16 protein-coding genes and 2 tRNA genes are annotated in these 23,862 nt (G+C 74.2%); 10 read left to right on the forward strand and 8 right to left on the reverse strand.

Going from position 1 to position 23,862, the window contains the following annotated elements; all coding sequences use genetic code 11:
- Nucleotides 1-138 precede the first annotated feature (138 nt).
- Nucleotides 139-212: transfer RNA gene (locus ABEB16_RS03255), tRNA-Gly, on the reverse strand.
- 66 nt (nt 213-278) lie between these two features.
- On the opposite strand from ABEB16_RS03255, the gene ABEB16_RS03260 reads away from it, so the two are divergent.
- From ABEB16_RS03260 to clpX, 5 genes are all read left to right on the forward strand, one after another.
- Nucleotides 279-352 (forward strand) — tRNA-Pro (locus ABEB16_RS03260).
- Nucleotides 353-507: 155 nt separating this feature from the next.
- Complete coding sequence (gene tig, locus ABEB16_RS03265; protein ID WP_345710840.1) at nt 508-1,905, forward strand: trigger factor; 1,398 nt, start codon at nt 508-510, stop codon at nt 1,903-1,905.
- A gap of 227 nt (nt 1,906-2,132) precedes the next feature.
- The gene (locus ABEB16_RS03270; protein ID WP_345710861.1) at nt 2,133-2,747 is read left to right on the forward strand and encodes an ATP-dependent Clp protease proteolytic subunit; all 615 of its coding nucleotides are present in this window, start codon (nt 2,133-2,135) and stop codon (nt 2,745-2,747) included.
- A 49-nt stretch (nt 2,748-2,796) separates the two neighbouring features.
- The gene (locus ABEB16_RS03275; protein ID WP_345710841.1) at nt 2,797-3,435 is read left to right on the forward strand and encodes an ATP-dependent Clp protease proteolytic subunit; all 639 of its coding nucleotides are present in this window, start codon (nt 2,797-2,799) and stop codon (nt 3,433-3,435) included.
- Between the two features lie 189 nt (nt 3,436-3,624).
- Nucleotides 3,625-4,905 (forward strand): ATP-dependent Clp protease ATP-binding subunit ClpX, encoded by a 1,281-nt coding sequence (gene clpX, locus ABEB16_RS03280; RefSeq protein WP_345710842.1) that lies wholly within the window; start codon nt 3,625-3,627, stop codon nt 4,903-4,905.
- Between the two features lie 123 nt (nt 4,906-5,028).
- On the opposite strand, the gene ABEB16_RS03285 is transcribed toward clpX, so the two are convergent.
- The 3 genes from ABEB16_RS03285 to ABEB16_RS03295 form a co-directional block, all read right to left on the reverse strand.
- Nucleotides 5,029-5,874 (reverse strand): YceI family protein, encoded by an 846-nt coding sequence (locus ABEB16_RS03285; RefSeq protein WP_345710843.1) that lies wholly within the window; start codon nt 5,872-5,874, stop codon nt 5,029-5,031.
- Nucleotides 5,871-8,246 (reverse strand): MFS transporter, encoded by a 2,376-nt coding sequence (locus tag ABEB16_RS03290; RefSeq protein ID WP_486335973.1) that lies wholly within the window; start codon nt 8,244-8,246, stop codon nt 5,871-5,873. The genes ABEB16_RS03285 and ABEB16_RS03290 overlap by 4 nt, the downstream gene beginning before the upstream one ends.
- 232 nt (nt 8,247-8,478) lie before the next feature.
- Nucleotides 8,479-8,904 (reverse strand): MarR family winged helix-turn-helix transcriptional regulator, encoded by a 426-nt coding sequence (locus ABEB16_RS03295; protein WP_345710845.1) that lies wholly within the window; start codon nt 8,902-8,904, stop codon nt 8,479-8,481.
- Between the two features lie 226 nt (nt 8,905-9,130).
- Between ABEB16_RS03295 and ABEB16_RS03300 the strand changes: the two genes are divergently transcribed.
- Nucleotides 9,131-9,712, forward strand: coding sequence for a PadR family transcriptional regulator (locus ABEB16_RS03300; RefSeq protein ID WP_345710846.1), 582 nt, complete (start codon nt 9,131-9,133; stop codon nt 9,710-9,712).
- A 138-nt stretch (nt 9,713-9,850) separates the two neighbouring features.
- Nucleotides 9,851-10,930, forward strand: coding sequence for an inositol-3-phosphate synthase (locus ABEB16_RS03305; protein WP_345710847.1), 1,080 nt, complete (start codon nt 9,851-9,853; stop codon nt 10,928-10,930).
- Nucleotides 10,931-11,014: 84 nt separating this feature from the next.
- On the opposite strand, the gene valS is transcribed toward ABEB16_RS03305, so the two are convergent.
- Nucleotides 11,015-13,660: a valine--tRNA ligase gene (valS, locus tag ABEB16_RS03310; RefSeq protein ID WP_345710848.1), complete on the reverse strand. Its 2,646-nt coding sequence runs from the start codon at nt 13,658-13,660 to the stop codon at nt 11,015-11,017.
- Nucleotides 13,661-13,979: 319 nt separating this feature from the next.
- On the opposite strand from valS, the gene ABEB16_RS03315 reads away from it, so the two are divergent.
- Nucleotides 13,980-15,158 (forward strand): acyl-CoA dehydrogenase family protein, encoded by a 1,179-nt coding sequence (locus tag ABEB16_RS03315; RefSeq protein ID WP_345710849.1) that lies wholly within the window; start codon nt 13,980-13,982, stop codon nt 15,156-15,158.
- A gap of 87 nt (nt 15,159-15,245) precedes the next feature.
- On the opposite strand, the gene ABEB16_RS03320 is transcribed toward ABEB16_RS03315, so the two are convergent.
- The 3 genes from ABEB16_RS03320 to ABEB16_RS03330 all read right to left on the reverse strand — a co-directional run bounded on the left by ABEB16_RS03320 (nt 15,246) and on the right by ABEB16_RS03330 (nt 20,617).
- Entirely contained in the window at nt 15,246-17,063 is a 1,818-nt protein-coding gene (locus tag ABEB16_RS03320) for a bifunctional metallophosphatase/5'-nucleotidase (RefSeq protein ID WP_345710850.1), read from the reverse strand.
- Nucleotides 17,064-17,240: 177 nt separating this feature from the next.
- Complete coding sequence (locus tag ABEB16_RS03325) at nt 17,241-19,274, reverse strand: 3-hydroxyacyl-CoA dehydrogenase NAD-binding domain-containing protein (protein WP_345710862.1); 2,034 nt, start codon at nt 19,272-19,274, stop codon at nt 17,241-17,243.
- Nucleotides 19,275-19,378: 104 nt separating this feature from the next.
- The gene (locus ABEB16_RS03330; protein ID WP_345710851.1) at nt 19,379-20,617 is read right to left on the reverse strand and encodes a thiolase family protein; all 1,239 of its coding nucleotides are present in this window, start codon (nt 20,615-20,617) and stop codon (nt 19,379-19,381) included.
- Between the two features lie 132 nt (nt 20,618-20,749).
- Here ABEB16_RS03330 and ABEB16_RS03335 point away from each other — a divergent pair, with 132 nt between their 5' ends.
- Together ABEB16_RS03335 and ABEB16_RS03340 are read left to right on the forward strand one after the other, a co-directional pair.
- On the forward strand, nt 20,750-21,379 hold the full coding sequence (locus tag ABEB16_RS03335; protein WP_345710852.1) for a copper resistance CopC family protein: 630 nt from the start codon (nt 20,750-20,752) through the stop codon (nt 21,377-21,379).
- A gap of 125 nt (nt 21,380-21,504) precedes the next feature.
- Nucleotides 21,505-23,436 (forward strand): hypothetical protein, encoded by a 1,932-nt coding sequence (locus tag ABEB16_RS03340; RefSeq protein WP_345710853.1) that lies wholly within the window; start codon nt 21,505-21,507, stop codon nt 23,434-23,436.
- The last annotated feature ends 426 nt before the right edge of the window (nt 23,437-23,862 follow it).

Here is a 23,862-nt window from a genome sequence, read left to right on the forward strand (position 1 = left end):
GCGGCGACCTCGGCGGCGGTGAGGGAGCCCTTGAACTTGTCCGGGGCGACGACGACGCGGAGCGGGGCGGCTGGGGATGTCACGGGCCGAGCTTGGCAGAGCCCGCCGCCGCGGGACAGCGCTTACCGGGCGGTGGTGTGGAGCGGGTGACGGGAATCGAACCCGCGTAGCCAGTTTGGAAGACTGGGGCTCTACCATTGAGCTACACCCGCGTGCTGGTGGACAGCCTAGCCGGTCCGCGGCGCTAGCCTTGCCGCGGCGCCCGCCCACCGGGCCCACGGGGTATGGCGCAGCTTGGTAGCGCGTCCGCTTTGGGAGCGGAAGGCCCCCGGTTCGAATCCGGGTACCCCGACGGCGTGGACGCTCGCCGGGCCCGCTGTGCCGGGTGCCGGCGGCTAGCATGCTGGGGCACCGCGGCCCCGGCGTCAGCCGCCCGCGCCGCAGCGACACCCAGCCGAAGCCCACCGACCTCCGCCGCAGGGTGGAGCAATCCAGGAGACCTCCGCCGTGAAGAGCGACCTCGAGACCCTCAACCCCACGCGGGTGAAGCTGACCGTGCAGGTCGGCTACGACGAGCTGAAGCCGAGTCTCGACGCGGCGTACAAGACGATCGCGGGCCAGGTGCAGATCCCCGGCTTCCGCAAGGGCAAGGTGCCGCCGCGGGTCATCGACCAGCGCTACGGCCGCGCCGCCGTGCTGCAGGAGGCCGTCAACGACGCGCTGCCCCGCTTCTACCAGCGCGCGGTGGAGGAGTCGGAGCTGCGCCCGCTGGGCCAGCCCACCGTGGACGTGGCCGAGGTCCCGGACCCGGTGCAGGGCGGGGACCTGAAGTTCACCGTCGAGGTGGACGTCCGGCCCGAGCTGCAGCTGCCGGTGCTGGAGGAGCTGGAGGTGACCGTCGACGACCTCGAGGGGTCCGAGGCCGACGTGGAGACCCGCCTGACCTCGCTGCGCGAGCGCTTCGGCACCCTCACCGGCGTCGACCGGGCCGCCGCGGGCGGCGACTTCGTCTCCATCGACCTGCGCGCCGAGATCGACGGCGAGGAGATCGAGACCGCCAAGGGCATCTCCTACCAGATCGGCGCCGGCAACATGATCGCCGGGCTCGACGACGCGCTCACCGGTGCCTCCGCCGGCGAGACCCGCACGTTCACCGCCGCGCTGGCCGGCGGCGACCGCGCCGGGCAGGACGCCGAGATCACGGTCACGCTGAACTCCGTCAAGGAGCGGGTGCTGCCCGAGGCCGACGACGAGTTCGCGCAGCTGGCCAGCGAGTTCGACACCCTCGAGGAGCTGCGCACCGACCTCGCCGGCAAGGTGGTGCAGGAGAAGAAGTTCTCCCAGGGCCTGCAGGCGCGCGACCGCGTCCTGGCCCGGCTGCTGGAGGTCACCGAGGTGCCCGTGCCGGAGTCGCTCGTCGAGGCCGAGGTGCACCGCCACCTGGAGCAGGAGTCCCGGCTGGAGGACGACGAGCACCGCGCCGAGGTCACCGAGCAGGCGCGCCAGGCGCTGCGCAGCCAGCTCCTGCTGGACGCGCTCGCCGAGCGCGAGGAGGTCAAGGTGGCGCAGGAGGAGCTCGTGGAGTACCTCCTCGGCCAGGCGCAGCAGTACGGGATGGACCCCAACGAGTTCGCCCGCGCGATGGACGGTGCCGGTCAGGTGCCGGCGATGGTCGGCGAGGTCGCCCGGCGCAAGGCGCTGGCGGTGGCGATGGAGAAGGCCACCGTGAAGGACGCCTCCGGCAACGTCATCGACCTCGAGGAGCTCGTCGGGGGCCCCGACGAGGACGAGGACGGCGACGAGGCCACCGCGGCGGACGAGGCCGAGGGGCAGACGGTGGACCCGCTGCCGGCCGACGCCCCCGGCGTCGTGACCGACGGCGAGCAGGCGGCCGAGCGGGCCTGAGCACCCGGGCGACGCCGTGGGCGCACCCCGGCGGCACCCTCCTCACCGAGGGGCCCCGGGGTGCGCCCACAGCGAAACGGCGGCCCTGCCGCCGTGCCGGTCGCGGGCGGGACGTTAGGGTCGATCGAGATCGGCGGAGACCTCCGCCGGCCCCGCGACGACGGGGCGGACTCGATCTGCAGGAAGGGCCGGGAGAGATCGTGAGCGACGGGATCATCACGCCAGGACTGGCGGCGCCTGCCTACGCCCGCACACCGACGCCGAACAGCGGCCTGGACGACAACGTCTACCAGCGCCTGCTGCAGCAGCGGATCGTGTTCCTGGCGTCGGAGGTCCGCGACGAGATGGCCAACGCCATCTGCGCCCAGCTGCTGCTGCTGGCCGCGGAGGACCCCGAGAAGGACATCTACCTCTACATCAACTCGCCCGGTGGCTCGGTCACGGCCGGCATGGCCATCTACGACACGATGCAGTTCATCAAGCCGGACGTGGCGACGATCGCCACGGGGCTGGCCGCCTCGATGGGGCAGTTCCTGCTCTGCGCCGGCGCCAAGGGCAAGCGCTCGGCGCTGCCGCACTCGCGGATCATGATGCACCAGCCCCTGGGGGGCCTGGGTGGTACCGCCAGCGACATCAAGATCCTCGCCGAGCAGATCATCTACACGAAGAACCAGCTCGCCGAGCTCATCGCGCACCACACGGGCCAGCCGGTGGAGAACATCACCCGCGACTCCGACCGCGACCGCTGGTTCAGCCCCGAGGAAGCCCGCCAGTACGGCCTCATCGACCACGTGGTGGGCCGCTCCAGCGAGGTCTCGGGAGGCGGCGGCACGGGTGCCTGACCACTCCCGCTCCTCATCCGCCGTCCCCCAGCCGCAGGAGAGCCGTGCCATGACCTTCCACTCCCCGTCCGCCCGCTACGTGCTGCCGCAGTTCGAGGAGCGCACGTCCTACGGGATGAAGCGCAGCGACCCGTACACCAAGCTCTTCGAGGACCGGATCATCTTCCTCGGCGTGCAGGTGGACGACGCCTCCGCGGACGACATCATCGCCCAGCTCATCGTCCTGGAGTCCCAGGACACCGAGCGGGACATCATCATGTACATCAACTCGCCCGGCGGCTCCTTCACGGCGCTCACGGCGATCTACGACACGATGCAGTACATCCGCCCGGACATCCAGACGTACTGCATGGGCCAGGCGGCCTCCGCGGCGGCGGTGCTGCTGGGTGCCGGTGCGCCGGGCAAGCGGTTCGCGCTGCCCAACTCCCGCATCCTCATCCACCAGCCGGCGATGGCCGGTGGCGACTACGGGCAGGCCAGCGACCTGGAGATCCAGGCCAACGAGATCCTGCGCATGCGGACGTGGCTGGAGGAGACCCTGGCGGCGCACTCCAAGCGCACCGTGGAGCAGGTGCGCGCCGACATCGAGCGCGACAAGTTCCTCACGGCGAGCGAGGCCGTCGAGTACGGGCTGATCGACGAGGTGCTGCACAGCCGCAAGGCGTCACTCCAGGCGAGCGGTCAGTGACCCCTCGTAGTTGATGCGGGCACCGGGCGAGGAGGGCCGCGACCACGTGCACCCAGGCGGTGGCTTCGTGGGTGCAGCGCCTCCCCGGCCGGGTACCGTGGAGGCGCTGTGGTGGTCCTGCGACGCCCGGGTGGACGCATCCGCCCCCCGGGCGGACGCTCGAGGAAGACCGAGGAAAGGACTCCGTCGGTGGCACGGATCGGAGACGGTGGCGACCTGCTGAAGTGCTCCTTCTGCGGTAAGAGCCAGAAGCAGGTCAAGAAGCTGATCGCCGGCCCCGGCGTGTACATCTGCGACGAGTGCATCGACCTCTGCAACGAGATCATCGAGGAGGAGCTGGCCGAGGCCAACGACCTCGGCCTCGTCGAGCTCCCCAAGCCCCGGGAGATCTTCGAGTTCCTCGACCAGTACGTCATCGGCCAGTCGGCGGCCAAGAGGTCGCTGGCGGTGGCCGTCTACAACCACTACAAGCGCATCCAGGTGGGCGAGCCGGCCAAGGGCCGCGAGGAGCCCGTCGAGATCGCCAAGTCGAACATCCTCCTCATCGGCCCCACCGGCTGCGGCAAGACCTACCTGGCGCAGACGCTGGCGCGGATGCTCAACGTGCCGTTCGCCATCGCCGACGCCACGGCCCTCACCGAGGCCGGCTACGTCGGCGAGGACGTCGAGAACATCCTGCTCAAGCTCATCCAGGCCGCCGACTACGACGTCAAGAAGGCCGAGACGGGCATCATCTACATCGACGAGGTCGACAAGATCGCCCGCAAGTCCGAGAACCCGTCGATCACCCGGGACGTCTCGGGCGAGGGCGTGCAGCAGGCGCTGCTGAAGATCCTGGAGGGCACCACCGCGAGCGTCCCGCCGCAGGGCGGCCGCAAGCACCCGCACCAGGAGTTCATCCAGATCGACACCACGAACGTGCTGTTCATCGTCGGTGGGGCCTTCGCGGGCCTGGACAAGATGATCGAGGCCCGGGCGGGCAAGCGCGGCCTGGGCTTCGGCGCCCAGCTGCACACCGCGGGGGAGCAGGCCCCCAGCTTCTCCGACGTGATGCCCGAGGACCTGATGAAGTTCGGGCTCATCCCCGAGTTCATCGGCCGCCTGCCCGTCATCACGACCGTCGACCCGCTCGACAAGGAGGCGCTGGTGCGCATCCTCACCGAGCCGCGCAACGCCCTCGTCAAGCAGTACCAGCGGATGTTCGAGCTGGACGGCGTGGAGCTGGAGTTCACCGACGACGCGCTGGAGGCGGTCGCCGAGCAGGGCATCCTGCGCGGCACCGGGGCCCGCGGCCTGCGGGCGATCCTCGAGGAGGTCCTGCTGCCGGTGATGTTCGACGTGCCCTCCCGCGACGACATCGCCCGCGTCGTGGTGACCCGCGAGGTCGTGCTGAAGAACGTCAACCCCACCCTCGTGCCGCGGGAGGCCCCGCAGCGCAAGCCCCGCGAGCGGCGCGAGAAGTCCGCCTGAGGGCCCACCCGGGCCGCGCGAGCCGCGCGGCCCTCGGGCGGGACCGGCACGACGAAGCGGCCGCCGGCCGGGATCGCTCCCGGTCGGCGGCCGCCGTCGTGCGCCTGCCCTCGTGCGCCCCGCTCAGGCCTCCCGCACGGCCTCCACGTCGACGGCGACCTTCAGGGTGCTGCCGAAGACGGCGACGCCCACCTCGACGGCCTGGTTCCAGTTCATCCGGAAGTCGTCGCGGTCGAGCCGGGTGGTGGCCGAGAAGGCGGCGCGCGTACCACCCCACGGGTCGGTGCCCGTGCCGGTGTACGTCATGTCCAGCGCCACCGGGCGGGTGGTGCCGAGCAGGCGCAGCTCGCCGCGCAGCACCCAGGTGCCGGCCGCGGTGCGCTCCACGCCGGAACCGGTGTACGTGATCGTCGGGTGCTGGGCGACGTCGAGGAAGTCGGCGGCGCGCAGGTGCTCGTCGCGCACCCGGTTGCCGGTGTCGATGCTGGCGGCGTCGATGCTGACCTCGACGCCGGAGCGGGTGACGTCCCCGGCCACGGTGATGGCGCCGGTGAACGCGGTGAACCGCCCGTGCACCGCGGACAACCCGAGGTGGTGCGCGGTGGCGGTGATCGAGGAGTGGGCGGTGTCGATCGTCCAGCGCCCCGCCGCGGGGGTCTCGGCGGCACCCTGCCGGCGCAGCCGCACCCCCTCCACCGGCCACTCGTCGCCGAGCGCCGGCACGACGACGGTGCGCACGTGCGGCTCGTGGGCGGGGGCCGCGACGAGCACCGTCACCGGCCCGGGCGGCAGGCCCGTGACCGCGAAGGCGCCGTCGGAGGCGGCGGCGGCCCGGCCGAGCTGCTGCCCGTCCAGGCCCAGCACCGTCACGGTGGCCCCCGGCAGGGGCCATCCCTCGGTGCTCAGGACGGTGCCGCGGGCGGTGGTGCGCGCACCGACGGCCGTGGCGGGCCGCTGCGGGGAGCTCACCGGGACGTCCCCAGCTCGACCTGGGTGGCGGCGACGCCGTCCTCGTCGACCCGCACGGTCGTCGCGACGGGCGCGTAGCCGGCGGCGGTGAGGGTGTAGGTGCCGGCCGGGAGGTTCTCGAAGGCGTAGCCGCCGTCGGGATCGGTGACGGCGCGGGCGACGACGGTGCCCTCGGTGTCGACGAGGGTGACGGACGCCTCGGCCACCGCGTGCCCGTCGCTCGCGGCGCTGACCCGGCCCACGAGCCGGCCGCCGCCGGTCAGCCGCAGGTCGCAGGGCAGGTGTGCGTCGTCGGCCACGTCGATGTTGCGGGCGACCGGGTGCAGGTGGTCGCTCTGCGCGGTGATGACGTAGCTGCCGCCCATGAGCTGGGGCAGGGCGTAGGCGCCCTCGTGGTCGGTGCGGGCGGTCGCGACGACGTCGCCGCGCACGTCGGTGAGGGTGACGAGCGCGCCCTCGACGGGTCGCACCGGTGCATCGGCCCCGCTCGTCGCGCCGGCGGCCCGGTGCTGCGGGGCGTGGGTGAGCACCCGGCCGGTCACCGACGCCGCCCCGGAGAGGACGACGTCACGGGCCAGGGGGCCGGCGCCCAGGGCCACCAGGGTCGCCGAGGGCCGCACGTGCAGGGCCGCGACGATGAGCAGGTACGTCCCGCCGGTGGGGGCGGGCAGCGCGTAGCGCCCGTCGGCGTCGGTGCGCCCGCGGGCCACCTGCTCGCCGGTGGCGTCGGCGAGGGTCACGACGGCGTCGGCGATGGACCGCCCGTCGTGGTGGCGCACCACGCCGGTGACCGCCAGCCCGGTGTCGGTCCGGCCGGTGACCGCCAGCCCGGTGTCGGTGCGGCCGGTGTCGGTCCGCGTGGTGCGGGTGTCGGTCGCGGTGGTGGCCGAGCGCAGGGCGACCTCCTTGAAGAAGAAGCTGATGGCGAGCGCGATCAGGCCGAAGGGCGCCGCGGCGAGGAAGATGTCGCCGATGGCGCTGCCGAACGCCGCCTGCACCGCCGAGCGCACAGGCTCCTGCAGGGCGTCCAGGTCGGGCACGCTCGTGCCGCCCCCGTCGGCTCCGGCCACCGCGGGGTCGATGCCCAGGGCCTGCAGGTTGCCCGACAGGTGGTGGCTGACCCGGTGGCTGAGCACCGCGCCGAGCGCCGAGACGCCGATGGCGCCGCCGAGCGTGCGGGTGAAGGCCACCAGCGAACTGGCGGTGCCGAGGTCCTGCGGCGCGGTGACGTTCTGCACGGCGAGGACGAGGTTCTGCATCATGGCGCCGACGCCGATGCCCACGAGGGCCATGAAGACCGCGACGACCAGGTAGTCGGTGTCCCACTCGACCGTGGACATCAGGGCCAGGCCGGCGGTGAGGCAGGTGCCGCCGGCCACGAGCCAGCCCTTCCAGCGGCCGGTGCGGGTGATGGACTGCCCCGCCACCGTGGAGGAGAGGAAGAGGCCGAGGATCATCGGCAGGGTCAGGATGCCGGACATCGTCGGGGACTCGCCGCGGGCGAGCTGGAAGTACTGGCTGAGGAAGATCGTCGCGCCGAACATGGCGATGCCGACGAACAGGCTGGCCAGGGCCGACAGCGTGGTCGTCGTGCTGCGGAAGAGGCGCAGCGGGATGATCGGCTCGGCGACCCGGCCCTCCACGACGGCGGCCAGCGCGAGCAGCACGACACCGCCGGCGACCATGGCGGCGGTCTGCCAGGACCACCAGTCGAACTGCTGGCCGGCCAGCGACACCCAGACCAGCAGGGCGGAGACGCCGGCGGCGATGAGCGTGGCGCCGAGGTAGTCGATCCGCACGGGGCGCTTGACGACGGGCAGGTGCAGCGTCTTCTGCAGCACGAAGAAGGCGAGGACGGCGAAGGGCACGCCGACGTAGAAGCACCAGTGCCAGGACAGGTGCTCGGTGAGGACGCCGCCGATGAGGGGGCCGCCGACGGTGGCGAGGGCGAAGGTGGCGCCGAGGTAGCCGGAGTAGCGGCCGCGCTCGCGCGGGGCGATCATCGCGGCCATGATCACCTGGGCGAGGGCGGTGAGCCCGCCGGCGCCGAGGCCCTGCACCACGCGGCAGGCGATGAGCATGCCGAGGCTGTTCGACAGGCCGGCCACGGCGGAGGCGGCGACGAAGAGCACCAGGGCGATCTGGACGAGCAGCTTCTTGGAGAAGAGGTCCGAGAGCTTGCCCCAGACGGGCGTGGAGATCGTCGTGGCCAGCAGGGCCGCGGTGACCACCCAGGTGTAGCCGGACTCGCCGCCGCCCAGGTCGGCGAGGATGACGGGCAGGGCGTTGGAGACGACGGTCGAGGACAGGATCGCCACGAACATGCCCAGCAGCAGGCCGGAGAGGGCCTCCATGATCTGCCGGTGTGCCATGGGTTCGGCGGGGTGGGCGGGTTGCGAGGCGTGCTGGGCGTCGGGTGGTGCGGCGGTGTGGCTCATGGGGTCCTCCGGTCGAGGCGCGGGCACCCGTGCGGGCGGCGACGGGCCCGCGGCGACCTCTGCGACATTTACTTTCCCGAAGCAACCATAACGATGGCTGGTTGCTTCCGGCAACTCATCGCGCGGCCGCGGGGAGGTCGCCGCGGCCCGCGCGGCCCGGCCCGGCTCAGAGGGTGGAGGTGAGGCGGTGCAGCAGGTCCGCCAGCTGTGCCACGTCCGCCTCCGGCCAGTCGGCGACCAGCGTGCGCAGCGACTGCCGGCGCGCCTCGCGGGCGGCGTGCACCTGCGTGCGCCCGAGCTCGGACAGCGTCAGGACGACGGCGCGCCGGTCGGTGGGGTCGTCGGCCCGGCTGACGAGCCCCAGCTGCTCGAGCAGCTGCACCTGCCGGCTCAGCGTCGGCTTGCCGATGCCGAAGTAGGCGGCCAGGTCGGAGGGGCGGGCGCTGCCGATGTCGTCGAGGCGGACCAGCAGGCTGTAGGCCTCCGGCTCCAGGTCGGGGTGGACCTGCCGCGCGACGTCGCGCGAGATGGCGCGGGCTCGGCGCAGCAGGACCGCGAGCTCGCGCTCCAGCCGGTCGGCGGCGGTGGACATGACCCGACCGTACCGGCGGGGGCGGTCGGCCGGGGCCAACTGCGTGATCTCGCCGGTGGTGTCCCGGTGGGCCGACCCGGTGGGTCGAGCCGGGGCGCGTCGACCGGCGCGGCGGCTGGCGTGCCGGCAGGGCAGCGGCTACCGTCTGCCCGATGCATCGAGTCGATGCATCGTCATGACATCGAGGCGAGGACCGCCGGGGAGGGGGCCGTGGGTGCGCCGTCGCGTGGACTCCCTCCAGCTCGCCGTCCTCGGCCTGCTGCACGACGGCCCGCTGCACGGCTACGAGGTGCGCCGCCGGCTCGACGTGCGCCTCGGCATCTTCCGGGCGCTCTCCTACGGCACGCTCTACCCCTGCCTGCGCACCCTGCAGGCCGAGGGGTGGGTGCGCGAGGTCGGTGTCGAGGCCGATGCCGGTGCGGGCCCGGGCCGGCGCCGCGCCCGCGTCGTCTACGAGATCACCGACGGCGGCCGTGAGCGGCTCGGGGAGCTGCTGCACCAGGCGGGGCCCTCGGCGTGGGACGACGACACCTTCAGCGTCCGCTTCGCCCTGTTCACCCGCACCGATCCGCGGACGCGGCTGCGCATCCTCGAGGGCCGCCGCGCCCGCCTGCAGGAACGCGTGGAGCAGCTCAGCCGCTCCATCGACCACACCCGCGAGCAGCTGGACGCCTACGCCTACGAGTACCAGTGCCACGAGGTGGAGACCGCGCGGCGGGAGGTCGACTGGATCGACGGCCTCATCAGCGCCGAGGGCCGCCGCCAGCACCACCACCAGCAGGAGCGGCAGAGCCCGCCCGTCCCCTAGCCCACCGGCCCGCCCGCCCCGCCGGGGCGTGCGGTGCCACCGGGCGCGCACGACCAGCACGACCAGCACGACCGAAGCACCGACCAGCAGTGATCGAAGCGCCGGACGCGAGTACCGGACCGCAGACAGGAGTTCTCCATGGCAGCAGTGCGCGTGGCGATCGTCGGGGTGGGCAACTGCGCCGCCTCGCTCGTCCAGGGGGTCCACTACTACCGCGACGCCGACCCGGACAGCACCGTGCCGGGCCTCATGCACGTGAAGTTCGGGGAGTACCACGTCGGCGACGTGGAGTTCGTCGCCGCCTTCGACGTGGACGCCAAGAAGGTCGGTACGGACCTCGCCGACGCCATCGGGGCCAGCGAGAACAACACCGTCAAGATCTGCGACGTGCCGGCCACCGGTGTCACCGTGCAGCGCGGCCCGACCCTCGACGGCCTCGGCCGCTACTACCGCGAGACCATCACCGAGTCGGCCGCCGAGCCGGTCGACGTCGTCGCGGCGCTGCGCGAGGCGCGCGCCGACGTCCTCGTCTGCTATCTGCCCGTCGGCTCCGAGGACGCGGCGCGCTTCTACGCGCAGGCCGCGATCGACGCGGGCGTGGCGTTCGTCAACGCGCTGCCCGTCTTCATCGCCAGCACCGAGGAGTGGGCGCAGAAGTTCACCGACGCGGGGCTGCCGATCGTCGGTGACGACATCAAGTCCCAGGTCGGCGCGACCATCACCCACCGGGTGCTGGCCAAGCTGCTGGAGGACCGCGGCATCGAGCTGAAGCGCACGTACCAGCTCAACGTCGGCGGCAACATGGACTTCAAGAACATGCTGGAGCGCGACCGGCTGGAGTCCAAGAAGGTCTCCAAGACGCAGGCCGTCACGAGCAACGTCGAGGCGGACTTCGGCACCCGCAACGTGCACATCGGCCCCAGCGACTACGTCCAGTGGCTCGACGACCGCAAGTGGGCCTACGTCCGCCTGGAGGGCGAGGCGTTCGGCGGCGTGCCGCTGAACCTGGAGTACAAGCTCGAGGTGTGGGACTCGCCGAACTCCGCGGGCGTCATCATCGACGCGGTGCGCGCCGCGAAGATCGGCCTGGACCGCGGTATCGGCGGCCCGCTGCTGTCGGCCTCGGCGTACTTCATGAAGTCCCCGCCGGAGCAGCGCGCCGACGAGGTGGGCCGCGCCAAGCTCGAGGCCTTCATCCGCGGCGAGATCGAGCGCTGAGCCGGCGGGTCCACGACCGGCCCGCCTGACGCGCGAGGGCCCCGCAGCCGCACGGCTGTGGGGCCCTCGCGCGCGTGCGGGGCCTCAGCCCGCGGCACCCTCCGCGGCGGCGAACTCCGCCCGCGCGCGCAGCACGGCCTCGCCGGCCGGGTCCTCCACGGCCCACTCCAGGTGCTGCACCCGTCCGGCCGCGGCGACGTCGGCCGCGGCGCGGCGCGCGGGGTCCACGAGGGCGGCCGGACCGCTCACCGCGGCGGTCGCCAGCTCCGTGCGCTGGGAGACCTTCGCCTCGCTCTTCACCTTCCGCAGCGTCGACAGCGCCGCCCCGGCCGCGCCGAGCACCGCCAGCGCGTCGTCGGCGGTGGCGGCCGCGCCGAGCTCGGCCACCTCCGGCCAGCTGGCCCGGTGCACCGAGCCCTCCTGCCACCACGACCACACCTCCTCCGCCGCGAACGGCTGGAAGGGGGCGAGCAGCCGCAGCACGGTGCGCAGCGCGATCGCGGCGGCGGTGCGCGCCGAGGCGGCGGCGGCGTCCCCGCGGGCGCCGTAGGCGCGGTCCTTGACGAGCTCGACCCAGTCGTCGCAGAACGTCCAGAAGAACCGCTCCGTGACGTCCAGGGCGGTGGCGTGGTCGTAGCGCTCGAACGCCTCCGTCGCGGTGCGCACGACCGCGGCGAGGTTGGCGAGCAGGCTGACGTCCAGGTCCTCGGTCACCGCGGTGGCGTCGAGGTCACCGCCGCGGGCCACGCCGAGGCCCAGGACGAACTTGGACGCGTTGAGCAGCTTCATCGCCAGCCGGCGGCCGATCTTCATCTGGCCGGTGTCGAACGTGGCGTCGGTGCCCAGCCGCGCGGTGGTGGCCCAGTAGCGCACCGCGTCGGAGCCGAACTCCTCCAGCAGGGCCATCGGCGTGACGACGTTGCCCTTGGACTTGCTCATCTTCTTGCGGTCCGGGTCGAGGATCCACCCCGAGATCGCCGCGTGCTGCCACGGCAGCACCCCGTCCTCCAGGTGCGAGCGCACGACCGTGGAGAACAGCCAGGTGCGGATGATGTCCTGCCCCTGCGGGCGCAGGTCCATCGGGTAGACGCGCCGCAGCAGGTCCTCGTCGCGCTCCCAGCCGGCGGCGATGAGCGGGGTCAGCGACGACGTGGCCCAGGTGTCCATGACGTCCGGGTCGGCGGTGAACCCGCCGGGGACCCCGCGCTGGTCCTCGGTGAACCCGGGGGCCGGCTCCGAGGCCGGGTCGACCGGCAGGGCCGCCTCGTCCGGCACGATCGGGGAGTCGTGGCGCGGGTTGCCGTCGGCGTCCAGGGGGTACCAGACGGGGAAGGGCACGCCGAAGAAGCGCTGGCGGGAGATCAGCCAGTCCCCGTTGAGCCCGGACACCCAGTGCTCGTAGCGGTGCGCCATGTGCTCGGGGTGCCACTGCAGCTGCCGGCCCCGCTCCAGCAGGCCCTCGCGCAGCTCCCCGTCGCGCCCGCCGTTGCGCAGGTACCACTGGCGGGTGGTGACGATCTCCAGGGGCTTGTCGCCCTTCTCGTAGAACTTCACCGGGTGCGTGATGGGCTTCGGCTCGCCGACCAGGTCGCCGGACCCGCGCAGGGCGGCCACGATCCGCTCGCGCGCGGTGTGCACCGTGGTGCCGGCCAGCTGCTCCCACAGCCCCTCGCCGGGCCCGCCGGCGATCCAAGCCGGCACCTCCCGCTGCAGGCGCCCGTCCCAGCCGAGCACCGCGCGGGTGGGCAGCTGCAGCTCCCGCCACCAGGTGACGTCGGTGACGTCGCCGAAGGTGCAGATCATCGCGATGCCGGAGCCCTTGGCCGGGTCGGCGAGGCGGTGGGCGACCACGGGGACCTCGACGCCGAACAGGGGCGAGCGCACGCTCTGCCCGAACAGCGGCTGGTAGCGCTCGTCGTCGGGGTGGGCCACGAGGGCGACGACGGCCGGCACGAGTTCGGGGCGCGTGGTCTCGATGAAGACGGGCTCGCCGCCGCCGGTGCGCGCGAAGGCGACGCGGTGGTAGGCGCCGGGGCGCTCGCGGTCCTCCAGCTCCGCCTGCGCCACGGCGGTGCGGAACGTGGTGTCCCACAGCGTCGGCGCCTCCGCGGCGTACGCCTCGCCGCGGGCCAGGTTGCGCAGGAAGGCGCGCTGGGCGGTGGCGCGGCTGACCGGGCCGATCGTGGTGTAGGTGTGCGACCAGTCCACCGACAGCCCGAGGCGGCGCCACAGCGTCTCGAAGGCGCGCTCGTCCTCGGCGGTGAGCCGCTCGCACAGCTCGACGAAGTTGCGCCGGGAGACCTGCGCGAAGTCCCGGTCGCTCTTGGGCGGGGCGGCGGGCGGCTCGAAGGAGGGGTCGTAGGGCAGCGAGGGGTCGCAGCGCACCCCGTAGAAGTTCTGCACCCGCCGCTCGGTGGGCAGGCCGTTGTCGTCCCAGCCCATCGGGTAGAAGACGACCTTGCCGCGCATCCGCTGGTAGCGGGCGACGACGTCGGTGTGGGTGTAGCTGAAGACGTGCCCGACGTGCAGGGAGCCGGAGACCGTGGGCGGGGGGGTGTCGATGGAGTAGACGTCGCCGCGCTCGGCGCCGCGGTCGAAGCGGTAGGTGCCCTCGTCCTCCCAGCGCGGTACCCACCGCTCCTCCAGGCCGTCGACCGTGGGCTTGTCCGGCACGGCGACGCCGGGGACGGTGGTCGGGGCGCTGGGGGTCTGCGACGGTGCGTCTGGCATGGCAGCCATCATCCCAGGCGCGCGGCCCGGCCCGTCGCGCCCGTCGGGTGCCCGCCGGGGGAGCGCGGTCCCCTGTCCGGGTCAGCGCGCCCAAGTACCCGGTACCGGGAGTCCCACCAACGTGCGAGACTGGGACCGCTGTAGCCGCCGCCGCCTGCAGGAGGTGCCCCGTGCCCGGGTCGGAGAGCTGCGCCCGCACCGTCTCCGACGAGGCCGGGCGCGCCGGCGCGGCGGGAGGCGGTCCGGAAGAACCCTGGGCGGCGGGCCACGCCGCCGCTGCCGGTGAGCGCGGCGCAGGCCGCGGAGGAGGAGGACGCACGTGCGCGACGTCGAGAGCGGGCTGGGCATCGACTACTACGGCCTGGCCGAGGACCTCACCGACGCCGAGCGGGAGGTGTGGCTGACGCTGCGCCGCTTCGTCGACACCGAGGTCGTCCCGGTGGCCTCCGGCTACTGGGAGCGCGCGGAGTTCCCCTTCGAGCTGGTGAAGAAGTACGCCGGGCTCGGGGTCGTCGGCGACGGGCTGGAGGGACCGGGGATCCCCGCCTTCAGCGCGACCGCCGCCGGGCTCATCACCATGGAGCTCAACCGCGGCGACGGCAGCTTCGCCACCTTCATCGGCGTGCAGGCCGGCCTGGCGATGCGCTCCATCGCCTTCTGCGGCTCCGAGGAGCAGAAGGAGCGCTGGCTGCCGGCGATGTCCCGGCTGGAGGCGGTCGGGGCGTTCGCCCTCACCGAGCCCGACCACGGCTCGGACTCCGTGGCGCTGGCCACCACCGCGCGCCGCGACGGCGACTCCTACGTCCTCGACGGCGCCAAGCGCTGGATCGGCAACGGCACCATCTGCGACGTCTGCGTGGTGTGGGCGCGCGGGGAGGACGGGCAGGTCCAGGGCTTCCTCGTGGAGAAGGGGACCCCCGGGTACGAGGCCACCGTCATCGAGGGCAAGGGCTCGCTGCGCGCGGTGTGGAACGCCGACATCGAGCTGCGCGGGTGCCGGGTGCCGGCCGAGAACAAGCTGCCCGGGGCGCGCACCTTCAAGGACACCGGCCGGGTGCTGTCCGCGACCCGGGCCGGGATCGCCTGGGCGGCGCTCGGGCACGCCACCGCCGCCTACGAGTGCGCCCTGTCCTACGCGATGCAGCGCCGGCAGTTCGGCAAGCCGATCGCCTCGTTCCAGCTCGTGCAGGAGAAGCTCGTCCACATGCTCGCGGAGGTCACCGCGATGCAGCTGTTCTGCGTGCGCACCGCGCGGCTGGCCGAGCAGGGCCGGCTGACGGACACGATGGCGTCGCTGGCGAAGATGAACGCCACCCGCAAGGCCCGCCAGGTGCTGGCGATGGCGCGCGACCTCATGGGCGGCAACGGCATCCTGCTGGAGCACCGCGTCATGCGGCACATGGCCGACATCGAGGCGCTGCACACCTACGAGGGCACCGAGAGCATCCAGACCCTCATCATCGGCAAGCAGCTCACGGGGATCGGCGCCTTCGCCTGACGGCCCGCCCCAGCCGCCCCCGCACGCGGCGGAGGCCGTGACCCCGGTGCGGGTCACGGCCTCCGCGCTGCGGGCCGGGCGGGCGGGTCAGGCCGCCGCGGCCTCCCCGGTCGTGCGGATGCGGTCCAGCGCCGGGGCCGCGAGGGGCGCGTTCTCGCCCAGGTACGCGGTGAACGCGTCGAGGTCGATCTGCCCGGTCACGGGGTTCGTCCCCCCCGTCAGCGCGGTGAAGCCGTCCCCACCGCCGGCGAGGAAGTTGTTCACCGTGATGCGGTAGGTGCCCTCCGCCGTCACCGGCTCACCGCCGATCGTGATGCTGTCGTCGACGACGCGGGTGCCGGTGCACGGGTCGCCGTCGACGGGGGCGCTGGTGCCCGCGGGGTCGACGACGTAGGACAGCGTCGAGGACGGGTAGAGGGTGCGCCCGACGGCGAACTGCTGCTCCAGCACGCACCCCAGCTGCTCGCCGGTGAGGTCGAGGGTGACGAGGTTGTTGGCGAACGGCTGGACCGTGAACGCCTCCTCGTACGTCACCGGACCGGCGTCGAGGTCGGCGCGCACCCCGCCGGGGTTCATCAGGGCGGCCACGGCCCCGGTCTCGTCGTCGGTGGCGGCCAGCTGCGCGTCGGCGATCACGTTGCCCAGCGCCGACTCCCCGAGGGCGCCGTCGAACAGCACCTCCTGGGTGCGGGTGAGGGGCTCGGCGGTCTCGCCGACCACCTCGGAGGCGATCGGGCCCAGCGCGGTGCGGTAGCGGTCGATGAGCGCCGTCTGCTCGGGGTCCGGTGCCGCCGTGCGCTCCACGACGCGGTTCACCGCCTTGGCCCGCAGCACGTCACCGGTGAAGCGGTTGAGGCGCAGGTCGATGTCGGTGACCACGCGCCCGTTCGACGTGGCGCTCGTGACGAGCTTCTCGTCGATCTCGCAGTTGTACCCCTGGTGCGTGTGCCCGGTGACGACGACGTCCACCTCGTCGTCGAGGCGCTCGACGATGTCGACCACCGGCCCCTGCAGCCCGGTGCAGCCGTTGACGTCCCACGCGGCCGGGCCGCTCTGCTGGCCGCCCTCGTGCAGCAGGACGACGATGGTCTGCACGCCCTGGCGCCGCAGCTCGCGGACGTAGCGGTTGGTCGTCTCCGCCTCGTCGGCGAACTCCAGCCCGGCCACGCCCTGCTGGCTGACGATGCTCTTCGTGCCCTCCAGCACGACCCCGACGAAACCGACCGGGACGCCCTGGACCTCGCGGATCCCGTAGGGCGGCAGCAGCGGCTCGCCGGTCTCGGACGAGGTGACGTTGGCCGACAGGTACTGGAAGTCCGCGCCCCCGTACGGCGTGCCGTCGGCGCAGCCGTCGACCGGGTGGCAGCCGCCCTCCTGGATGCGCAGCAGCTCCTGGGCGCCCTCGTCGAACTCGTGGTTGCCGACGCTGGCGAAGTCGACGCCCATGAGGTTGGCCGCCTCGATCGTCGGCTCGTCGTGGAAGGCGGCCGACAGCAGCGGCGAGGCGCCGATGAGGTCGCCGTTGGCCACGGTGATGGTGTTGCCGCTGCGCGCCTGGCCCTCCAGGCGCTCCAGCGTGGTGGCCAGGTACGGCGCACCGCCGGCGTCGACGGTCACGGGGGTCGCGCCGTCGGGGCCCACCCCCGTCTGGACGCGGCCACCGGAACCGGAGGGCGGTTCCAGCGCGCCGTGCAGGTCGTTGATGGCCAGGACCTGCACGTCGACGAGCCAGCGGTCGAGGAAGCCGTTCACGCGGGCCGGGTCGACACCGACCGCGCCGGGAACGGCCGCGCGGGCCGCGTCGGGAACGGCCGCGTGGGCGGGGGTGGTGGTGGCGGCGACGAGGGCGCTGAGGCCGAGCGCCGTCGCGGCGGCCGCCAGGGTGCGGGGGGTGGAACGCGTCATCGGGGCTCTCCAGGGGGAGGGAACGCGGAGCGCGCCCATCGTGCACCCTGCGTGCGCCGCCAGCCGTCAACCGGGTGAACTCCGGATGACGGGTCGCGTAACCCGTGGGGGCCCGCCCGCTCAGGGCGCGGGCGGGCCGACCTCAGGGGCGGCTCACGGGCCGGCTCACGGGCCGGCTCACGGCACGCTCGCGACCCCCCGCGGCAGGAAACGGGTGCCCCGCACCCGCTCCGAGGCGCCGGTGCGGTCCAGGTAGGGGGTGATGCCGCCCAGGAACAGCGGGTGCCCCGTGCCCAGCACGAGGCACACGTCCACCTCCTGCGCCGAGCCGGCCACGCCCTCGTCGAGCACGCGGCCCACCTCGTCGGCCACCGCGTCCTGCACCCGGCGCAGCAGCTCCTCCTGCCCCACCGGCACCGCGCCCGCCCCGTCGGCCACCTGCGCGGCGGCCTCCGTCAGTTCCACCGGCCCCTTGCGGGTGACCAGGTCCGGGCCGCCCGCCGCCACCCAGCGCTGCAGGAACGGCGAGAGGTGGAACCGGTCGGGGAACGCCGAGTGCAGGGTCTCGGCCACGTGCAGCATCACCGCCGGGCCCACCAGCTGCGCCAGCCGCAGCGGCGACATCGGCAACCCGAGGGGGTCGAACGCCCGCTCGGCCTCCAGCAGCGGCGTGCCCTCGTCGATGGCGCGCACCACCTCGGCGAACAAGCGGGTGCTGATCCGGTTGACGACGAACGCGGGGGCGTCGCGGACCAGGACGCACGTCTTCTTCAGCGAGCGCCCCACCGCGAACGCCGTGGCGAGCGTCGCCTCGTCGGTGGCCCCGGTGCGCACCACCTCCACCAGCGGCAGCACCGCGACGGGGTTGAAGAAGTGGAACCCGACGAGCCGCTCGGGGTGCTCCAGGACCTCCGCCATCGCCGCCACCGACAGCGAGCTGGTGTTCGTGGCCAGGACGCAGTCGGGGCGCAGCAGCGGCTCCACCTCGCGCAGCACCTGCCGCTTGACCTCGAGGTCCTCGAACACCGCCTCGACGACGAAGTCGGCGTCGGCGTACACCTGCTTGTCCGTCGAGCCGGACACCAGCGCGTGCAGCCGGTTGCGGGCGTCCGCGCCGATGCGGCCCTTGGCGTGCAGCTCGTCCACCCCGGCGCGGACGAACCCCACGCCCCGGGCGACGCGCTCCTCGTCGACGTCGGTGAGGACCACCGGCACCTGCAGCCGGTGCAGGAACAGCAGCGCGAGCTGGCTCGCCATCAGCCCGGCCCCGACGACGCCGACCTTGCCGACCCTGCGCGCGAGCCCCGCGTCGGGTGCGCCGGCCGGTGCCTTGGCGAAGCGCTGCACGAGGTCGAACGCGTAGAGGCCGGCCCGGCACTCCTCGCCCGACACCAGGTCGGCCAGGCCCTCGTCCTCGGCGGCGAACGCCTCGTCGCGGCTCGCGGTGCGGGCGGCGGCCACCAGCTCCAGCGCCCGGTAGGGGGCCGGTGCGGCGCCGTGGACCCGCGCGTCGGCGATGGCACGGCCCCTGGCGACGGCGGCCTCCCAGGTCGCCGCGTCGGTGGGCACCTCGGGGCGGGAGACGGTCAGCTCCCCGCGCAGCACGCGCGCGGTCCAGCGCAGCGACCGCTCGAGGAAGTCGGCCGGCTCGAACGCGACGTCGGCGATGCCGAGCTGCGCGGCCTGCGCCCCCTTGAGGGTCCTGTTGCCCGCCAGCGCGTTGCCGATGACGACGTCCACGGCCGCCTCGGGCCCGATGAGGTGCGGCAGCAGGTAGCAGCCCCCCCAGCCGGGCAGCAGGCCCAGGTAGCACTCGGGCAGGCCGATGCCCGCCGCGCCGGTGGACACCGTGCGGTAGGTGCAGTGCAGCGCCAGCTCCAGGCCGCCGCCGAGCGCGAGACCGTTGACGTAGGCGAACGTCGGCACGCCGAGCTCGCCGAGGCGGCGGAACACGTCGTGGCCCTGCCGGGCGGTGCGCAGCGCGTCGTCGCGGGTGCGCAGCTCGCCGATGCGCCTGAGGTCGGCGCCGGCGCAGAAGAAGCCCGGCTTGCCGGTGACGGCCACGGCCGCCACCCCGCTGCGCAGCGCCTCGTCGAGGGCGGCGTCCAGGGAGGCCAGCGCCTCCGGCGACATCGGGGTGGGCCGGCGCGGGTGGCCGTTGTCCAGGGTGATGAGCCCCAGGCGGCCACCGCCGGCGGGCAGGTCCACCACGCGCAGCAGGGCGCGGGTGGTGCCGGGGCGGGCGGGCTCGCCGCCGGTGCCGGTGGTGGTCGACGGCCCGGGGGCGGGCGTCAGGGACTCGCTGGTGGAGGTGCTCACGCGGGGTTCCCCTCTGCGTCGCCGCTGCCGTCGAAGTGCGGGTTCTCCCAGACGACCGTGCCGCCCATGCCGAGGCCGACGCACATCGTCGTGATGCCCCAGCGGACCTCGGGGTGCTGCTCGAACTGCCGCGAGAGCTGGATCATCAACCGCACGCCGGAGGAGGCCAGCGGGTGGCCGATCGCGATGGCGCCGCCCCAGGGGTTGACGCGGGGGTCGTCGTCGGCGATGCCGTAGTGGTCCAGGAACGACAGCACCTGCACGGCGAACGCCTCGTTGATCTCGATGAGGCCGATGTCGTCGATGCCGAGCCCGGCCAGCGCCAGCGCCTTCTCGGTGGAGGGCACGGGGCCGAAGCCCATGACCTCCGGCTCGACGCCGGCGTAGGCGTAGCTGACCAGCCGCATCCCCACGGGCAGGCCCAGCTCGGCGGCGGTGCCGGCGTCGGCGAGGACGCACGCGGTCGCGCCGTCGGTCAGCGGCGAGGCGTTGCCGGCCGTGACGCGCCCGTGCGGGCGGAACGGCGTCTTGAGGTTCGCCAGCCCCTCCAGCGTCGTCTGGGGCCGGGCCAGCTCGTCGACCGTCGCGAGCCCGTAGCCGCGCTCGGTGCTGCGGGTGGCCACGGCGACGAGGTCGCGGCCGATGCTGCCGTCGGCCTGCGCCTTGGCGAACCTGGTCTGGCTGCCCACGGCCCACGCGTCGGCGCGCTCCTTGGTGAGGGCCGGGTAGCGGTCGTGCAGGTTCTCGGCGGTGACGCCCATGTTGAGCGCGTCGGGGGAGACGATCCGCTCGGTGAGGAAGCGGGGGTTGGGGTCGGTGCCGGAGCCGATGGGGTGGTGGCCCATGTGCTCGACGCCGCCGGCGAGGACGACGTCGGCCGCGCCGAAGGCGATGCTGCCGGCGGCGGTGGTCACGGCGGTCATCGCGCCGGCGCACCAGCGGTCGATCGAGTAGCCGGGCACGGTGGCGGGCAGGCCGGCGAGCAGCGCGGCGCTGCGGCCGAGCAGCAGGCCCTGGTCCCCGCTCTGGGTGGCGGCGGCGACGGCGACGTCGCCGACCCGCTCCGGCGGCAGGGACGGGTTGCGGCGGAGCAGCTCGCGCAGGCACTGCACGACGAGGTCGTCGGCGCGGGTCTCGGCGTAGTAGCCGTCCGGCCTGGCCTTGCCGAACGGTGTGCGCACGCCGTCGACGAACACGACGTCGCGCAGCGCGCGCTGCTGGTGGGTCTGGGCCACTGCTCCTCCTCGAGGCTCGGGCACGGCGGGGCCGGCACCGCCAGGCTACGCCCGCACCGGCGGTATCCGGTACTCCGAGTCCGGGTTCTAGGCCGACGGTGTCGCCGCGCGGGCGCCGCCTAGGCTCGGTGGGTGCGCCGCCTCCTCCTCACCGTCCTCGCCACCGCCTGCCTGCTCCTCGCCGGGGCGCAGCCCAGCTCTGCGCACGACCGCCTGCTGCGCACCGCGCCCGCCGACGGCGAGCAGCTCGCGACGGCGCCGGCGGAGGTGCGGCTGGAGTTCAGCGCCCCGGTGCTGGGCATCAACCCGCAAGTCGTCCTGCGCGACGCGACCGGCGCGACCGTCACGACGCCCGCGGCCGTCGCCGACGGCTCGGCCGTCACCCTCGCGCTGCCCGGGCCCCTGGCCGCCGGTGGGTACACCGTGCTGTGGCGGGTCGTCTCCTCCGACGGCCACCCGATCGAGGACGGCTTCGGCTTCACCGTCGCGGGGACCGCGACGCCGACCGCCACGCCGTCGGAGAGCGCGACCGCGACGCCGACCGCCACGCCGTCGGAGAGCGCGACCGCGACGCCGTCCGCGACGCCGTCCGAGAGCGCGACGGCGAGCGCCACCCCCACCTCGTCGGCGGGGTCGGCCGGCGACGGGGGCGGCACGGACACCGCGCTCATCGCCGTCGGCGGCGCCGTCGCCGCGGCCACGGGCATCGTCGGGGTGCTGCTCGCGCTGCGCCGCTCCCGCACCGACGCCGGGCGCGACTGAGCCCGGACCGGCACGCCGGCACCTTGACGCGGGCCTGCCGGATCACCAGGGTGTGCGGGGAAAGGGATTTCCGGATCTCGTGGGCGCGATGGCGCGCCCCACCGCGGATCCCGGGGGAGGCCCGCGTGACCGAGGCGCACGTTCCCGAGCAGCACGTTCCCGAGCAGCACGTCCCCGAGCGGCCCGCGCGCGGGCAGGGCGTCGCCCGCCGCGCCGTGCTGGCCGGTGGCACCGCCGACGTGGGAGGACCCCACCTGCTGACCGCAGCCACCGCGGCCGGCGCGGCCACCACCGGCCCCGCGGCGGGTGCCGGGCCGCTGGCCGCCTTCGCCGAGGGGGTGGACGTGCCGTTCGCGCGGCGCCTGCTGGCGGCGGCCGAGGCCCAGGTGCCGCAGGTGCTCACCGACTACCCCACCCAGATCGCGGGGCTGTGGCAGAACCGGGCGATGGCGCGCAGCGCCCTGCGGCTGGCCGCGGTCTGGGTCACGCCCTTCTCCCGCCACCACCACGACCCCGCCCTCGCCGCCGTCGTCACCGAACTGGTCGCCGCGCTGCGCGCCGCCCAGCACGAGGACGGCCTCTTCGACCAGGGCAACCTGCACTCCCCGCCGGACAGCGCCTTCAGCGCCAACGACCTCGCCGGGCTGCTCGTGCTGCTCCGCGCCGACGCCGACCTCGCGCCCGCGACCGCGTCCGCCACCGCCGCCGCCCGCGCCGACCTGGAGGTGGTGCTGCGGGCCGTGGGCGCGGCGATGGCCACCGGCGGCGTGCACACCCCGAACCACCGCTGGGAGATCTGCGGGGCGCTGGCGCGCATCGACGCGCTGCTGCCGGACCCGGCGCACCGCGACCGCATCGAGGCGTGGCTGGCCGAGGGCGTCGACGTCGACGCCGACGGGCAGTACTCCGAGCGCAGCCCGAACTACTCCGCCGCCGTGACCAACCCCTCGCTGCTGGCCCTGGCCCGGTACGCCGGCCGCACCGCGCTGCGCGACGTCGTGCGGCGCAACCTGCGCCTGACCCTGCGCACCACCCACCCCGACGGGCAGGTGGAATCGGTGCAGTCGCGCCGGCAGGACCAGGGGAGCCGCCGGTTCCTCGACCCGTTCCTGCTGCAGCTGCGCGAGATGGCGCTGCGCGACCGCGACGGCGAGTTCGCCGCGGCCGTGCAGCGCATCCTCGCCGCCGAGGAGGTCGCCGAGCTCGGCGACGCCTACGCCCAGGTGCTGCTCGCCCCCGACCTGGCCGCACCGCTGCCCGCGCCCACCCCGCTGCGGCTCCCGGCGCGGGTGCTCGTGCCCGGCAGCGACCTGGCGATCCTGCGCTCGGGCACGGCCACCGCCGTCGTCTTCGCCGGTACCGACGGCGGCGGCGACGAGGACCGCCCCGGTCCCATCGGCTCGGGCCTGTCCACGAACCCGACGTTCCTGTCCTTCCGCCGCGGCGGGGCCGTGCTGGAGTCGGTGCGGCTGCAGCCGAACTTCTTCTCCACCGGCCACTTCCGCCCCCGCGGCCTCGGCGCGGCGCCCGACGGCTCCTTCGAGCTGCGCCAGCGCATCACCGCCGGGTACTACCAGCCGCTGCCGGCCAGGTACCGCCGCCCGGACGGCGACTACGCCCTCACCCCCGAGGGCCGGTTCTGGGCGGCGATGGACTTCCCGCACCGCCACCGCGACGCCCGGGTGCTCACCACCCGCGCCGTGGTGCGCCCGGTGGGCGGGGACGTCGCCCGCGGCGTCGACGTGGAGCTGGAGCTCGACGGCGCCGAGGTGCCGGTGACGATCGAGCTGGCCTTCCGCGCCGGTGGCGTCCTGACGGGCACGCAGGTGCTCGACGAGGAGGCCGGCACCTCCCAGCTCGTCGAGGGCTGGGGGAGCTACGCCGTCGGCGGTGACGTCATCCGCTTCGGACCGGGCACCGGCGCCGGCCCTCGGCAGCCGGTGATCGCCGACGGCGGGGAGCGCTACACGTGGCTGCGCGGCTCCCTGACCCCCGAGGGGGTGCTCGTCTACCTCACGACGACGGTGCCGCGGCGCTGGACGCTCTCGCTGCGCTGAGCGGTGTCGCCCACCGCGCCGCGCCCGCCCCACCGGGCGCGGCGGGGTGGGCGACCCGGAAGACCCGGCGGGCCGTCGTGGTTAGACTCGAGCGCACAGGCGTCGACCCGGCCATCACCGGCGAGCCTCCGGAAGAACGGGCGGTCCCGGCCAGCGGGGCGCCCCACTAGACCCGGACGGGTCCGGCCCGTGACAGCCGGACGACGAGCGGTCGCCGACCGCGCGCTCCCGGCCCGCCCGGGGTGCGCGTGCGGCGGCAAGCGGGGTGGTACCGCGGTGGGCGCCGAGACCGGCACCCGTCGTCCTCGCGGCTGGGAACGCACTCGGCTGGAGGAGACCGTGTCCGCGCAGGACCCGACCACCCAGGAACCCACCACCCCGGAACCCACCGCCGCAGCGGCCGCCGGACCGGCCGGCCGCGGCGCG

Source organism: Kineococcus glutinatus, from assembly GCF_039542765.1.
Classification (GTDB): Bacteria; Actinomycetota; Actinomycetes; order Actinomycetales; family Kineococcaceae; genus Kineococcus_A; species Kineococcus_A glutinatus.